The organism is Pseudophaeobacter sp. C1-32P7 (assembly GCF_041008775.1).
In the GTDB taxonomy this organism is placed as follows: domain Bacteria; phylum Pseudomonadota; class Alphaproteobacteria; order Rhodobacterales; family Rhodobacteraceae; genus Phycobacter; species Phycobacter gallaeciensis_A.
The window spans coordinates 113,842-127,606 of sequence record NZ_JAXGFR010000007.1; the positions used below are offsets into that span (position 1 = coordinate 113,842).

A 13,765-nucleotide genomic window follows, 5' to 3' on the forward strand; every position below is an offset into this window, starting at 1 on the left:
CATATCCCTGTCGTGCTGTTGTGGTTCTTGTGCAGTTGTGAAAGACAGGTTTCCCGCCGCATCGGTCTCCGGCTATCCGATAGGCGCAGCCATTATCCAAAAAACGAAGAAATCTGCGTCGCCCTAGGTGGAATGGCGGAACCCGTGCTATGCAGGGGCAGGTTCAACAGGACGACAGATGCCAGGCCCGCAGGAGACATTCCGGGAACCGGCAGTACCGCTTGCGCGGTTTGCGCGGTTCCGCACCCACGATCTGGACGAGGCCCGGGAGGCCGTCGGCCGCATTTTCTGTCCGCATCAGCTCAATACCATCGGCAAGGCGCCATTCCAGGCGCGGCATCACCATGTGCCAGGGGAGCGCGTGTCGCTGAACTACATCGAATATGGCGCCAAGACGCAGATCGCACCGGGATGTCTGGATCAGTTCTATCTGGTGCAGATCCCGGTCAGCGGCAGCGCCGCCATCGTCAATGGCACCGATCGCTATACCAGCGATGCGGGGCGGGCGGCGGTGCTGAACCCACACCGGGAAACCACGATGATCTGGGAGGAAGGCTGCAAACAGCTGCTGTTGCAGATCAGCCGCCGGGCGCTGACCGCCCACGCCAATGCCAATCTCGGCCTCACCACCGATCAGCCCATCGCATTCGAAGGGGCGCTGGATCTGACCAGCCCCGCCGGGACCCGGCTGCTGCGCTTGGTGCATCTTCTGGTGGCAGATGCGGAACAGGCGCGGGATCCTGCCCTGCCCCCCAGCGCCCCATTCCCTGCCCCGTCCGCCGTTTCGGCAAATCCCAGCCCGCTGCTGACGCATTACATGGAAAACACGGTGATGACCGGCCTGCTGGAGGCGCACCGGCACAACTATTCCGGCCAGCTGCGGCGGGTGACCTCTTCGGTCATTCCCGGCCATGTGCGCCGGGCGCAGGCCTATATGCTGGCCAACCTCGACCGCCCGCTGGATATCGACGAGATCGCCGCCTATGCCGGTGTCAGCGCCCGCAATCTGCAACTGGGGTTCAAACGCTTCCTGTCGATGGCGCCCATGGCCTATCTGCGTGACATCCGTCTGCAGCGGGCACACGAGGATCTGCTGCAGGGGCGGCGCGAGGCCAGCGTCACCGAAGTGGCCGAACGCTGGGGCATGACCCATCTCGAGCGGTTCTCACAATACTACAAGACACGCTATGGGTGTACCCCACAGGAAACGCTGAAGAACGCCCGCGACCGCGACTTTCTCGGCTGAATTTCCACCCCTTTCCCGTTTTCCATTGGATTTCTGCAGGTTTGAGGCTGAAGCCCTCCGCCTGCGCCGTCAGTGCTGCGATGCAGCAACTGACCTGGCGTCAACCGCCTGCGCCAATCGACACAAGAATCCTGTTGCCTTTCTCCCCATGATCAGCCAAGAATTTCCCTATATCGGAACTTAATTCTACATAGTGGAATATCTCTGGGAGGAGACCGTCATGAATACCCCGTTTAAATCACGCCTGAAATCCGCCCTGCTGCCCGCTGCGCTGATGGCCTTTGCCGGCGTTGCTTCGGCGCAGACCACCCTGATCCACGGCGAGGCCGGCCCGAATCGCGGCGCCCGTGCCGCCGCGCTGCAATGGTTCGCCGATACCGTTGGCGAGACCTCGGGCGGCGATCTGAAGGTGGACGTGCAATGGGGCGGCGCCCTGTTCAAGGCCAATGCCGCCGTGCAATCCATCGGTGACGGCGTTGCCGACCTCGGCACCGTGATCGCGGTCTACTATCCGCAGGAAATGCAATCCTATGGCATCGCGGATTTGCCGCTCGACAACCCCGACGCCTGGGTTGGCATGCGCGCAACGGATGAGCTAATGCGCTCTTCCCCGGTGATTGCCGAGGATCTGGCCAAGAAGAACCTCGTCTATATCGGCACCTTCACCACCTCCGCCGTGCACATCGGCTGCACCGGCGATGCGATCCGTTCGGTAGAAGACATCAAGGACCGCAAGATCCGCGGCACCGGCGCCTATGGCAAGGTCTTTGGCGAGCTGGGCGGCAACATGGTCAATATGAGCATCTACAAGGCCTACCAGGGTCTGGACACCGGTCTGCTGGAATGCTCGCAAGGTTATTCCTACGCTGTCACCGCCCTGAAACAGCAGGAAGTCATGGACAACTACACCCTGCTGAACTGGGGTCAGGTCGGCGGCCTTGGTATCCTAATGAACAAGGACGTCTTTGACAGCCTTTCCGAAGACCAGCAGCAGGTCCTGCTGGATGCCGGTCGCGGCATGGCGGATGAATTCGGTCGTCTGATCACCACCGCGAACGATGCTGCCATCGAAACCATGAAGGAAAAGGGTATCGAGGTCTTCACCCTGCCCGAGGAAGAGCGTGCCAAGCTGGTCGCCGCCGGTACCAAGCACATCGACGCCTGGGTTGAGCAGATGAACGCATCCGGCATGGATGGTGCGGCCCTCCTGGAAGAATACCGCGGCCTGATCGCCAAATACACCGAAGAGCGTGACAGCAAGGGTTATCCCTGGACCCGCTAAACCGTAGGTCCCGCCTCCTCATGACTGGTGGCAACACCACACCGGGACCAACGACTGCGGGGGCGGGCCTCTTGCCGCCCCCGCTTTTTCTCCTGCAATGCCTGACCCACACGAGGCTCTGATGCTGAAAGCACTGGAAACTTTCCTGCTGAACCTTGCGGTGGCAGCCGTCATCGCCCTGGGGCTGATGATCACCGCCAGCGTATTTTCGCGGGCCATCTTCAACGTGGCCCTGCCCGACACGATCGTCATCGTGCGCGAACTGATGGTCGCCGCCATCGTGCTGCCGCTGGCCGCTGCCACCCTGGCGCGCAGCCACGTAGCGGTCGAATTCCTCGCCAACCGCCTGCCGCCCCGGGCACAGGCCTGGCTGGCGGTCTTCGGCTCAATCGTAGGTCTCTTTGCCCTGATGCCGCTGATCTATGCCGGCGGGCGCGAATTTGCCCATAACTTTACCTCGGGCGGGTTTTTCTACGGCGATCTGGAACTGCCGAAATGGCCCGGCCGCCTGATTTTCCTGATCGGGATTTCCCTGTGCTGGCTGCGCCTTCTGGTGCTGGTCGTGCAGGACATCCGCGCCATCCGCGCGGGCGATTACAGCTTTGCCGACACACATGCCGAGGGACTGGACTGATGGACGCCTCTACGATTGGGCTGATTGCCTTTGCCGCCGTTCTGATCCTGCTGGCGCTGCGGGTGCCGATCAGCTTCACCCTTGCCGCTGTGGCGGCCGTCGGCACCTTCTGCATCTTCGCCTTCCGCACCGGCACCTTCATGCCGGAACGCGCCATCCGGGCGACCACCTCGATGGTGTTTTCCAACTCCTTCGACCTTATTCACTCCTACGATCTGTCGATGATACCGCTGTTCATCGCGCTGGGGCATATCGCTTATAAGGCCGATATCACCACGCGGATCTACCACGCGGCGCGGGTCTGGCTGTCGGCGGTACCGGGCGGCGTTGCCATGGCCTCGGTCATGGGCTGCGGCGGCTTTTCCGCCATCACCGGATCGTCGATTGCCTGCGCTTCGACCATGGGCCGGATCTGCACGCCGGAAATGCTGCGCATGGGCTATGACAACCGCCTGGCCACCGCATCGGTCGCAGCGGGCGGCACCCTGGGATCCCTGATCCCGCCCAGCGTTCTGTTCATCATCTACGGCATCTTCACCGAAACCTCGATCAACCGGCTGTTCGTAGCTGGCATCCTGCCCGGTCTTCTGACCCTCGCCGGGTTCGTTTTGGTGATCTTTATCTGGGTCAAACGCGACCCGGCGGCCGCCCCGGTGGACACGGCCGAAATTTCCTACGCCGACCGGTTCCGCGCCGCGGCACTGGCCTGGCCTGCCTTCGTGCTGTTCATCGTCATCATCGGCGGCATCTACGGCGGCATCTTCACCGCGACCGAGGCAGCAGCTGTCTGTCTCAGCCTTGCGGTGTTGATTGGTGTGCTGCAGCGCAAGCTGACCCTGACCTCGATCTGGGAAGCCTTCCGCGAGACCTGCCTGCAGACCGCGTCGATCTTCTTCATCGCGGCAGGGGCCAAGATCTTTGTCGCCTTCGTGGCGCTGACTGGCGTCGCCCCGGCGATTGTCGATGTGGTGACCCAGGCCGAACTGTCGGTGTTCTGGCTGCTGCTGTCGATTGCGCTGATCTACCTGTTGCTGGGCATGTTCCTTGATCCCATCGGGATCATGGTTCTGACCCTGCCGCTGGTGGTGCCGCTGGTGGAAACCTATGGGATGGACCTGATCTGGTTCGGCGTCGTGATCATCAAGCTGTTGGAAATCGGCCTGATCACCCCGCCGGTGGGGCTCAATGTCTTTGTCATCGCCAATGTGGTGGGCAAGGACGCGCCAATCGACCGGATCTTTGCCGGAATCGCACGGTTTCTGTCCGTTGATGTCATCGTCCTGATCCTTCTGATGGCCTTTCCCGTGATTTCGTTGCTTCTACCGAACTCGATGATGTAATCCGGTCTGAAGCAAAAACATGACGGGATTGACACATATGGCCAAGGAAGCTCCGACGGATCGCCGGTTTGCAACCACCCTGGCGCGCGGGATGAGTGTTCTGCGCGCCTTCAGGCCCAGCGATGACGGGCTCAGCAATCAGGAACTGTCCGAGCGCACCGGTCTGCCGAAATCCACCGTGTCGCGGCTGACCTTCACCCTGCAGGCGCTTGGCTACCTATCGCACGGGCACCGGCACGACCGCTACCGCCCCGGCCCGGCGCTGCTGGCCCTTGGCAATGTGGCGGCGGCCTCGGTGTCCTTCGTCGATACCGCCACCGACATCATGCAGCCGCTGGCGGATGAAACCGGCACCCTGGTTCTGATCGGGGTGCGGGACGATCAGAAAATCCTGCTGACCAAGACCTGGCGCCCGCATCAGGCGTCATCGATCTGGCTGGAGGTCGGTCACCGTATCCCACTGACACATTCCTCCTCGGGGCAGGCCCAGCTTGCGGCCCAGTCGGACCGGGAATTTGCTTCTTATGTAGATACTTATGGCGAAATGGTCGAAGATTCCGACGTCACCGTAGCCAGCCTGCGCGAGGATGCCTATTCGCAGCTGGTCGCCCGGGGCTTCGTGATCGCCGGGCACGGGCTGCGCTATGCCAGCACCGTCAATGCGGTTTCCGTTCCCTTCCGCAGCCATGAATTCGACGAACCCGTGGTCTTTACCTGCGGCGCCACCCCCGAGATGCTGACGTTCGAGCGGATGGAGAACGAAGTGGGACCGAAACTGCAGGCCGCCGTGCGTACGCTAGAGCGGATGACAGGCAAAAGTCCGGCGCTTGTTCAGCGCGGCTAGTTCCGCATATTGGAACTGAATTTTGTTTATTGAAATGACTGACGGCCCTGTTAAGGTGCCGCAAAACTGGCTGTGCCCGCCCGTATGATGCTCGCATCCGGCGCCACACAGCAGCGCAGAACAAGGAGCCTTTGATGTCCACTGACGACCTGATCATCCACGCCGAGACCGGCCCGCAGCGCCTGATCGGCTATGTTCTGGACGTCAGCAACAGTGCAGGCGATGGCGGCGCGCGCTGCTGGCTGGACCTGACGGATATCCATCTGAACCGCCATGGGGTTCTGCACGGCGGCATCGCCACCACGCTGCTGGACAGCGCCAGCGGCGCCACCGGCTCGATGAGCGTCGATCCCACCGGGCGGGCGCCGTTTCTGACCATCTCTCTGACCACCCAGTTCATCGCCCCTGCCTATGCCGGACGGGTCACCGCAACCGGGCAGATCACCGGCGGCGGGCGCAGCACCCTGTTCATCGCCGGGCGGCTGGAGGCCGAGGACGGCACCCTGATCGCCACCTCGAACGGGGTGTTCCGCCGAGTTCCCACCGACCGGCTGAACGGCGGCTCTGCTGCCAAAGACTGACCCGCGCGCACCACTCCTGAACACTCACCACTGATCCCGGACCCAGCTCATGACCGATTATACCCGCATCCACGAAACCGTTGAGCATTGGGCCGTGACCTCTCCCGAGGCGCTGGCTCTCATTGATTTCGACGGGCGCCCGCTGAGCTATGCCGAATTGCAGCAGGCCAGCAAGGACGCCGAGGCGGATCTGCGCGCCGAAGGCGTGGCGCCGGGGGACCGGGTTCTGATCGTGTCGGAAAACGCGGCGGCGACGGTGGCCTTCCTGTTTGCCTGCAGCCGGATCGGCGCCTGGGCGGTGCCGGTCAATGCACGGATGAGCGCGGATGAAATCACCCGCGTCACCGCCCATGCCACCCCGCGCGTGATCGTCCTGACCACCGCCTCGTCAAAGGACGCCGCCGCCCACGCCCTCCGGCTTGAGGCGCAAAGCCGTTATGGACTTTACGGTCAGGTGGCCATTGCCGTGGCCGGTCCCAGCGCGCCGGAACCGGTTCAGGACGGGCCGGAGCAGATCGCGGTCATGCTTTATACCACCGGCACCACCGGTGACCCCAAGGGCGTGATGCTCAGCCATGCGAACCTGCTGTTTGCCGGGCAGGCCTCGGCCAATCTGCGCGGGATCAAGCCCGGCGATCAGGTCTATGGCGGACTGCCTGTCACCCATGTCTTTGGTCTGGCCTCGATGATCGTCGCCTCGGCTCGCGCCGGGGCTGCGGTGCGGCTGCAGGCCCGCTTCACGCCCGCCGCTCTTTATGAGGCGCTGCTGGATGGCGTCACCGTGCTGCCCGCCGTGCCCCAGATGCACGCGCTGCTGATGCAATACGCCCGCGAACAGGGCGTCAGCAAACTCGAAGGCAGCAAGCTGCGCTATGTCTCCTCCGGGGCGGCGCCGCTGGACCCGGCCTGGAAACGCAACGCCGAGGCCTTTTACGGTCTGGCGCTGCAGAACGGCTATGGCATGACCGAATGCACCGCCGGCTTGTCGGCCACCACCAATCTGATCGGCGATCCCGACACCAGCGTTGGCACCGCCCTGCCCGGCACCGAGGCCCGCATCAAGGACGGCGCCGAAACCGGCGAGATCGAGGCCCGTGGCCCGCATGTCATGGTCGGCTATTACCGCAACCCCGAGGCCACCCGCGCCACCATCGACGCGGATGGCTGGCTCAGCACCGGTGACATCGGCCGGTTCGATGAACAGGGCCGGTTGCATATCGTCGGGCGCAGCAAGGAAATCATCATCCGCTCAGGCTTCAACGTCTACCCGCAAGAGGTCGAGGCAGCCCTGAACGATCACCCCGCCGTGGTACAAAGCGCCGTGGTGGGCCGCGCGGCGGATGGCAATGAAGAGGTACTGGCCTTTGTGCAGGTGGCCGATCTTGCTGCCACCGATGAGGCCACGCTGAAGGCACATGTGGCCGAGCGGCTGTCGGGCTACAAACGCCCCTCGCGGGTGGTACTGACCCTGCAGCTGCCTGCTGCCCCGACGGGCAAGATCCTGAAGCACAAGTTGATCGAAACCTTCGCAGCGGATCTCGACTGAGCCGCCACTGCGGTCAGCTCAGCATGGTTCAACTCTGATCCGGGCGCGGCGCGATTGCGCTGCCGTCCGAGATCAGGTCCGAAGGGTGCAGGATGACCTGATCACCGGAGGAGAGCCCTTCCAACACCTCGGCGCTGCGGTCGTTGCGGCGGCCCAGCCTCACCGCTTTACGCCGGGCGATGCCCGCCTCATTGACAAAGACCGCCCAACCTGCGCCCTGACGGAATACCGCGCTCAGCGGCACCGACAGGACATCCGTGCCTTCCCATTCGACGATGCGCAGGAAGACGGCATAGCCATCGCCCATGCCCGCGTAGTCGTCGGGCGCAGAGGTCAGGTCGAGGATCACATCGACCCGCTGTTCCTCGATCCCGAGGGCCGAAACCTTGGTATAGGCTGCCGGTTCGATGCGCCGCACCCGCGCCTCCAGCAGCGCATCGCGACCCCAGCGTTCCACGATGGCCCGGTCGCCTTCCTTCAGCCGCACAGCATCGGTGGACAGAAGATCGGCAACGATCTCCAGGTCCTCGGGGTCCCCGATGGAAATCAGCCGGGTTCCGGCCAGCACGGTCTGTTCGCTCAGCACATCGACGGTCAGCACCTGCCCCGACATCGGCGCGGTCACGGTCAGGCAGCAGGTCTGTCCTGCCTCGGCGGCGCCGGGTTCGATCAGCGCGGCGCGGGCGCGATCCAGCGTGCCCTTGGCCATCTCCAGCGCCGACACTGCCGCCGTCATCGCCGCCCGGTCGATATGCAACTTCTGTTCGATCTCCTCCAGCCGGGTGCGGGAGACCACGCCGCGCTGCACCAGCGTATCGGCGCGGCGGAATTCGCTTTCCGACAGGGTCAGCGTTTCCGAGGCCTGACGCATCTTGCTGCGCGCCACCGCCAGTCCTGCTTCGGCCTCGCGCACGGCAGCCTCGGCCTCGGCCTGGCTGCGCGCATCGAGCAGATTGGCGGCGGCGGGCGTCAACACAGCCACCACGGTTTCCCCAGCCACCACGCTATCGCCCACCCGCACCGGGGCACGCTGCGCGGTGCCGGTGATCGGCGCCGCGACATCATAGATTTCGCGGATGCGGGTCTTGCCATCGGCATTGACCGTCACCTGCAAAGGCCCGGTGCCGATCTGGTGCAGATCCACCGCCACAGGATCGGTCCGCATTGCGACAAAGGCCAAGGTTCCGGCAACCAGCGCCGCCCCTGCGGCCATGACAACGGTTCGTGTTCTCAGCATCGTCTTTCTACTCCCGCGTTTTCATGACCTGGACCAGATCCAGCCGGTCCAGACGCCGCCGCACCAACAGCACCGACACCAGCGCCGCCCCCAGCACCACAAGGGTGGCCGTGGCAAAGCCCGCCGGTTTCAGGACCAGTGGAATCGAATAGAGGTCACTGGACGACCCATGTGCCAGAAGCGCTGCAATCCCCGCGCCCAGAAGCCATCCGACCGGCTGCGCCAGCAGCGCCAGCAGCATGGTCTCCCCCACCAGAATGAAAGAAACCTCGGCCCGGGTGAAGCCCAGGATGCGCAGGCTGGCCAGCTCACGGGCGCGTTCGGACATCTGGATGCGGGCGCCGTTATAGGCCACCCCCACCGTGATCAGCACCGCGATCACGCCATAGACCGTGGTCATCACGATGACATTCTCACGGATGGTTTCGCGGAACGACTGGCGGATCTCGCTCATCATGCTGAGCCCGCTGAGCGAAGGCGTTTCCTTCAGCAGCGCGTGCAGCTCTGGCACCGCGTTCTGATCCAGCCGCAAATGCGCCACGGTGATCCGCGGCGCCTGTCGCAGCAGCGCGCTGAGGCTGTCCAGGTCCATATAGGCTCCGATGCCGAAATACTGTGTCACCGTGCCCGAGACCCGCACCATGTGCGTTTCGTTGCGCCCGCCCTTGAACTCGACCTCGATCACATCGCCCGCGCGCGCCTCCAACTGCCCGGCCAACCGTTCGGACAGCAGGATGCCACCTGCAGGCGGCTCCACCACCCGGCCGTCGCCATCCAGAATGCGGGCCAGGTCGGCGCCGGGGCGGCGGGCCTCGATCGAGATATCCTTGCTGAGATGGCCATGGCGCAGCACCGCCGCCTGATAGAACTGCCCCTCGGCCTGCAGCACGCCGGGCAGGTTCGCCACCTCGGGCAGGGCCGTTTCCGGGATTTCAGGCGTAAAGATCAGCGCCGCATCCTGCCGGTTCGCTTGATAGAAAGAGGTCTCCATGATCTCGTCCAGCGCGTCCTGGAAAAAGCCCGAGGCCACCAGCACCGACACCGCCAGCGACAGCCCCAGAATGCTAAGCCCCGAGCGCACCGGCCAGCGCACCAGACTGCGCAGGATCATCATCACCGCCTGCGAGGGACGCAGCCGGGTCAGCATCCGGTCCAGAAGGTTGCGTTTGAACCGGGGCGGCGCGGGCGGCGACATCGCCACCGCGGGCGCCATACGGGCCACATGCAGCGCGCTTTGCGCCGCGCCAAGACCCGCGGTCAGCAACGCCAGCACCCCGGACAGCGCATAGGCATCAAGCCGCGTGTGGAAGATCAGATAGGGAAATTCGAAGAACTGCGCGTAGATCTGCGCCAGCGACCGCGACAGCCAGGTGCCCGCAGCCCAGCCAATGAGCACCCCAAGGCAGGCGATCAGCCCGGCCAGCAGCAGATAATGCAGACAGACCTCATAGTTGGAATAGCCCAGCGCCTTCAGAAGACCGATCTCACTGCGCTCCAGCAGCACGATCCGCCCCACCACCATATTGACCAGAAAGGCGGTGATGCCAAAGAAGATCGGCGGCAGGATCAGCGCGGTATTGCGCAGCTCGCTCAGCTCGGCGTCGATGAACTGGTCCGACAGTTGCAGGTCGCGGCCATGCGCGCCAAGCCCGCCATAGGGCGCCAGAATATCGTCGATCCGGTCGATCACCTCATCCTGCCGGGCGGCAGGGTTGAGCTTGACCGACAGGCTGTTGAAGGCGCCCTTCATATCAAAGGCCGCTTCGGCCACCCGTTCCGGCAGCCAGATAATGCCAAAGGTTTCATTGTCCGGCAGCAGCGCACCGGGCCCCAGAGTATAGATGAATTCCGGCGACAGCACCGTGCCAGTCACCCGCAGGTCGCGCCGCTGGCCGTTCAGGTTGGCGCTGAACCGGTCGCCGGGGCGCAGCCCGTTGGCGCGGGCAAAGGGATCATTGATCGCCACCTCGTCCGAGGCATCCGCATCCGGCAGGCGCCCACTCCGCTGGAGTGGCACGTTGAGCAACGGCCCGCCGTTGCCGGGCAGCGACAGTACCAGCCCCGTCACCGTCTCGACCTTCTCCGGCAGATCGAGGATGGCGTAGTGTTCGACCCGCGCCTCGGCAGCGCGCACACCGTCGATGGCCTGCACCCGTCCCATCTCGTGATCCGGCACCCGCGTTGCGCGGGCAAAGACATCGGCGAAGCGGTTTCGCTCGTAATAGGCGGCGCGGGTGTCATCCAGAGCCCGCTCCATGCCAAAGGCCATCAGCAGGATCGAAACCCCGCAGGCCAGCACCAGTGCAATGGCCAGCGCCTGCGCCCAAAGACGGCGGAAACTGCGCAAGAGTTTGAGATCCAGCGCCTGCATCGCCCTACCACTCGATCTCGGCAGGGGCGAGCCGGGTGGCGTTTTCCTCCACCAGACGGATCTTGCCATCCTGGAACCAGATCACCCGATGCGCCATCTGCCGGATCGCGGCATTGTGGGTGATCACCACGGTGGTGGTACCGGTGCTCTCGTTGATGCGGCGCAGCGCCTCCAGCACCTGCACCCCGGTCTTGCTGTCGAGCGCCCCAGTGGGTTCATCGCACAACAGGATCTCTGGGCGTTTGGCGATGGCGCGGGCAATGGCGACGCGCTGCTGCTCGCCGCCGGACATTTCCGCCGGGAAGTGATCCATGCGGCTGCCCAAACCGACCTCTCTCAGCGCCTCTTCGGGCGGCATCGGGTCGCGCGCCACGTCCGTCACCAGTTGCACGTTTTCCCAGGCGGTCAGACTGGGCACCAGATTGTAGAATTGAAAGACAAAACCGACGTGATCGCGCCGGAACCGGGTCAGCCCCCGGTCGCCCATGCTGGTCAGTTCCTGATCGCGGAACCAGACGCGGCCGTCGGTGGCGTGATCCAGCCCGCCAAGAATGTTCAGCAGCGTGGATTTGCCACTGCCCGACGGCCCCAGCAGCACCACCAGCTCACCAGCGTATAGTTCAAGATCGACCCCCGCCAGCGCATGCACCTTTTGCTGGCCGGTATCATAGACCTTGGTCAGGTCCTTGGTTCTGAAGACGACGTCGGGCATGTTCACCTCTTGGCCCCCATCGATAGGGGCACGGCGCGCCCTGAACTTTGACATGGCTCAACCCCGAATACAAAGCCCCGGCAGATGGGTCCCCTACCGTTACAGCCACAACGCCCCCCTTGCCCTGCAAAAGGCACGCAACGTGACGGAGGGTTCTGCCCGTCCAAAGGCTTGACGCCCCGGCGACATCGGGCAGGATCTCGCCAGAACCAGGGAGGACAGAATGACAACACAGACCGAAGCGGAGCTTACCGCCACCATCGCCCGTGCCCGCAGCCAGCAGCTGGGCGATCTCTTGCGCCGCAGCGCCGCCCGCACGCCGCAAAAGACCGCGCTGGTGTTCCGCGGGCAACGCGACAGCTTTGCCGAACTCGATGCAGCGGTGAACCGCGCTGCCAACGGTCTGGCCGCGCGCGGCATCACCAAGGGCGACCGGGTGGCGCTCCTGTCCCACAACAACCGCGCCTTCGTGGTGTTCCGACTGGCACTGGCGCGGCTGGGGGCGGTGACGACGCCGGTCAACTTCATGCTGAACGCCGAAGACGTGGCCTATATCCTGGATCACTCCGGCGCCCGGGCCATCATCGCCGAGGACGCGCTCTGTGCCACTGCCGATGCGGCGCTCGCCCAGCTGGATCAGCCGATGCTGTTCCGCCTGTCGATTGCCCATGCCGCCGACGCGGTTCCCGCAGGCTGGGAAGCCGCCGAGACCGTGCTGGAGCATGCCAACGACAGCGCGCCGTATGTGGAGATCGCCGGCGATGATCCTATCCAGATGATGTATACCAGCGGCACGGAATCCCGGCCCAAGGGCGCGCTGCTTTCCTCGGACGCGCTTTATGCCCAATACGGCAGCTGCATCAGCGATGGAGAGATGGCTGCCGACGACATCGAACTGCACTGCCTGCCGCTGTTCCACTGCGCGCAGTTGGACTGTTTCCTGACGCCCGACATGTATCTGGGCGCCACCAGCATTCTGATGGAGGCCGCCGATCCGGGCAAGATGCTGGAAGCCATCGCCGCCGAGGGCGTCACCAAACTGTTCTGCCCCCCCACCGTCTGGATCGCGCTGCTGCGCCACCCGGATTTCGACAAGACCGACCTCAGTTCCCTGCGCAAGGGCTATTACGGCGCCTCGATCATGCCCACGGCGATCATCGAGGAGCTGACCAGCCGCCTGCCGAACCTGCGCCTGTTCAATTTCTACGGCCAGACGGAAATGGCCCCTGTCGCCACCATCCTGCTGCCGCATGAACAGCTGAGCAAGCTCGGCTCGGCCGGTCGGCCCGCGCTGAACGTCGAAACCCGCGTGGTCGATGACGATGGCAACAACCTGCCCGTTGGCGAAGTCGGCGAAATCGTGCACCGCAGCCCGCATCTGATCCTTGGTTACTACAAGGATCCCGCCAAAACCGCCGAAGCCTTTCAGGGCGGCTGGTTCCATTCCGGCGATCTGGGCCGTTTTGACGAGGAAGGCTACCTTTATGTGGTCGACCGCAAGAAGGACATGATCAAGACCGGCGGTGAAAACGTCGCCAGCCGTGAGGTGGAGGAATGCATCTTTCACCACCCCGCCGTGGCCGAGGTCGCGGTCTTTGGTATTCCGCACCCCAAATGGATCGAGGCGGTAACCGCCGTGGTGGTGGCCAAACCGGGCGAAGACACCAGCATAGAGGCGCTGATGGACTATTGCCGTGAAAACCTGGCCCATTTCAAAAGCCCCAAGCATATCGCCCTGGTCGAGGCGCTGCCCAAGAACGCCAGCGGCAAGATCCTGAAGCGCGACCTGCGCATCGCATACGCGGGCGTCTTTGAAGAAGAGAGTGCCTGACCGGTAGGTCAAGGCCCCCAGACCCCGCCCAAACCACGGGCGGGGCGCCCCCCATCCGCATCCTCCATCTGACGCTTTGAGTGGCGAAAATTCTTGCCTTTGCCCACAAATTAGGCGAAGGCTCAGAAGGATACATGTCCA

Annotated in this window: 11 protein-coding genes; 8 read left to right on the top strand and 3 right to left on the bottom strand. The window is 63.9% G+C overall.

Going from position 1 to position 13,765, the window contains the following annotated elements:
* Positions 1-178 precede the first annotated feature (178 nt).
* From SM763_RS11970 to SM763_RS12000, 7 genes are all read left to right on the top strand, one after another.
* Positions 179-1,246: an AraC family transcriptional regulator gene (locus SM763_RS11970; protein ID WP_368998667.1), complete on the top strand. Its 1,068-nt coding sequence runs from the start codon at positions 179-181 to the stop codon at positions 1,244-1,246.
* Positions 1,247-1,466: 220 nt separating this feature from the next.
* Positions 1,467-2,528, top strand: a complete 1,062-nt coding sequence (locus SM763_RS11975) for a C4-dicarboxylate TRAP transporter substrate-binding protein (RefSeq protein ID WP_065273719.1) — start codon at positions 1,467-1,469, stop codon at positions 2,526-2,528.
* A 121-nt stretch (positions 2,529-2,649) separates the two neighbouring features.
* Entirely contained in the window at positions 2,650-3,162 is a 513-nt protein-coding gene (locus SM763_RS11980) for a TRAP transporter small permease (protein ID WP_274837619.1), read from the top strand.
* On the top strand, positions 3,162-4,502 hold the full coding sequence (locus tag SM763_RS11985; RefSeq protein WP_368998668.1) for a TRAP transporter large permease: 1,341 nt from the start codon (positions 3,162-3,164) through the stop codon (positions 4,500-4,502). The genes SM763_RS11980 and SM763_RS11985 overlap by 1 nt, the downstream gene beginning before the upstream one ends.
* A gap of 19 nt (positions 4,503-4,521) precedes the next feature.
* Positions 4,522-5,346: an IclR family transcriptional regulator gene (locus SM763_RS11990; RefSeq protein ID WP_368998669.1), complete on the top strand. Its 825-nt coding sequence runs from the start codon at positions 4,522-4,524 to the stop codon at positions 5,344-5,346.
* Between the two features lie 134 nt (positions 5,347-5,480).
* Positions 5,481-5,927, top strand: a complete 447-nt coding sequence (locus SM763_RS11995; RefSeq protein WP_368998670.1) for a PaaI family thioesterase — start codon at positions 5,481-5,483, stop codon at positions 5,925-5,927.
* A gap of 49 nt (positions 5,928-5,976) precedes the next feature.
* Complete coding sequence (locus SM763_RS12000) at positions 5,977-7,473, top strand: class I adenylate-forming enzyme family protein (protein ID WP_368998671.1); 1,497 nt, start codon at positions 5,977-5,979, stop codon at positions 7,471-7,473.
* Positions 7,474-7,501: 28 nt separating this feature from the next.
* On the opposite strand, the gene SM763_RS12005 is transcribed toward SM763_RS12000, so the two are convergent.
* From SM763_RS12005 to SM763_RS12015, 3 genes are read right to left on the bottom strand one after another with little or no spacing between them, the layout of a single operon-like run.
* A complete protein-coding gene (locus SM763_RS12005; RefSeq protein ID WP_368998672.1) occupies positions 7,502-8,710 on the bottom strand; it encodes an efflux RND transporter periplasmic adaptor subunit in 1,209 nt (402 codons plus the stop codon).
* A gap of 7 nt (positions 8,711-8,717) precedes the next feature.
* On the bottom strand, positions 8,718-11,081 hold the full coding sequence (locus tag SM763_RS12010) for an ABC transporter permease (RefSeq protein ID WP_368998673.1): 2,364 nt from the start codon (positions 11,079-11,081) through the stop codon (positions 8,718-8,720).
* 4 nt (positions 11,082-11,085) lie between these two features.
* Positions 11,086-11,793, bottom strand: coding sequence for an ABC transporter ATP-binding protein (locus tag SM763_RS12015; protein WP_368998674.1), 708 nt, complete (start codon positions 11,791-11,793; stop codon positions 11,086-11,088).
* A 223-nt stretch (positions 11,794-12,016) separates the two neighbouring features.
* On the opposite strand from SM763_RS12015, the gene SM763_RS12020 reads away from it, so the two are divergent.
* Positions 12,017-13,624 carry an acyl-CoA synthetase gene (locus SM763_RS12020; RefSeq protein ID WP_368998675.1) on the top strand — a complete coding sequence of 536 codons (1,608 nt, stop codon included), beginning with the start codon at positions 12,017-12,019 and terminating at the stop codon, positions 13,622-13,624.
* Positions 13,625-13,765 lie beyond the last annotated feature (141 nt).

Excerpts from the sequence above, each read along its gene's own strand:
- SM763_RS12005 (WP_368998672.1), bottom strand. The coding sequence starts at position 8,710 with ATGCTGAGAACACGAACCGTTGTCATGGCCGCAGGGGCGGCGCTGGTT.
- SM763_RS11990 (WP_368998669.1), top strand. The coding sequence starts at position 4,522 with ATGACGGGATTGACACATATGGCCAAGGAAGCTCCGACGGATCGCCGG.
- SM763_RS12020 (WP_368998675.1), top strand. The coding sequence starts at position 12,017 with ATGACAACACAGACCGAAGCGGAGCTTACCGCCACCATCGCCCGTGCC.
- SM763_RS12015 (WP_368998674.1), bottom strand. The coding sequence starts at position 11,793 with ATGCCCGACGTCGTCTTCAGAACCAAGGACCTGACCAAGGTCTATGAT.
- SM763_RS11980 (WP_274837619.1), top strand. The coding sequence starts at position 2,650 with ATGCTGAAAGCACTGGAAACTTTCCTGCTGAACCTTGCGGTGGCAGCC.
- SM763_RS12010 (WP_368998673.1), bottom strand. The coding sequence starts at position 11,081 with ATGCAGGCGCTGGATCTCAAACTCTTGCGCAGTTTCCGCCGTCTTTGG.
- SM763_RS12000 (WP_368998671.1), top strand. The coding sequence starts at position 5,977 with ATGACCGATTATACCCGCATCCACGAAACCGTTGAGCATTGGGCCGTG.
- SM763_RS11985 (WP_368998668.1), top strand. The coding sequence starts at position 3,162 with ATGGACGCCTCTACGATTGGGCTGATTGCCTTTGCCGCCGTTCTGATC.
- SM763_RS11975 (WP_065273719.1), top strand. The coding sequence starts at position 1,467 with ATGAATACCCCGTTTAAATCACGCCTGAAATCCGCCCTGCTGCCCGCT.
- SM763_RS11995 (WP_368998670.1), top strand. The coding sequence starts at position 5,481 with ATGTCCACTGACGACCTGATCATCCACGCCGAGACCGGCCCGCAGCGC.
- SM763_RS11970 (WP_368998667.1), top strand. The coding sequence starts at position 179 with ATGCCAGGCCCGCAGGAGACATTCCGGGAACCGGCAGTACCGCTTGCG.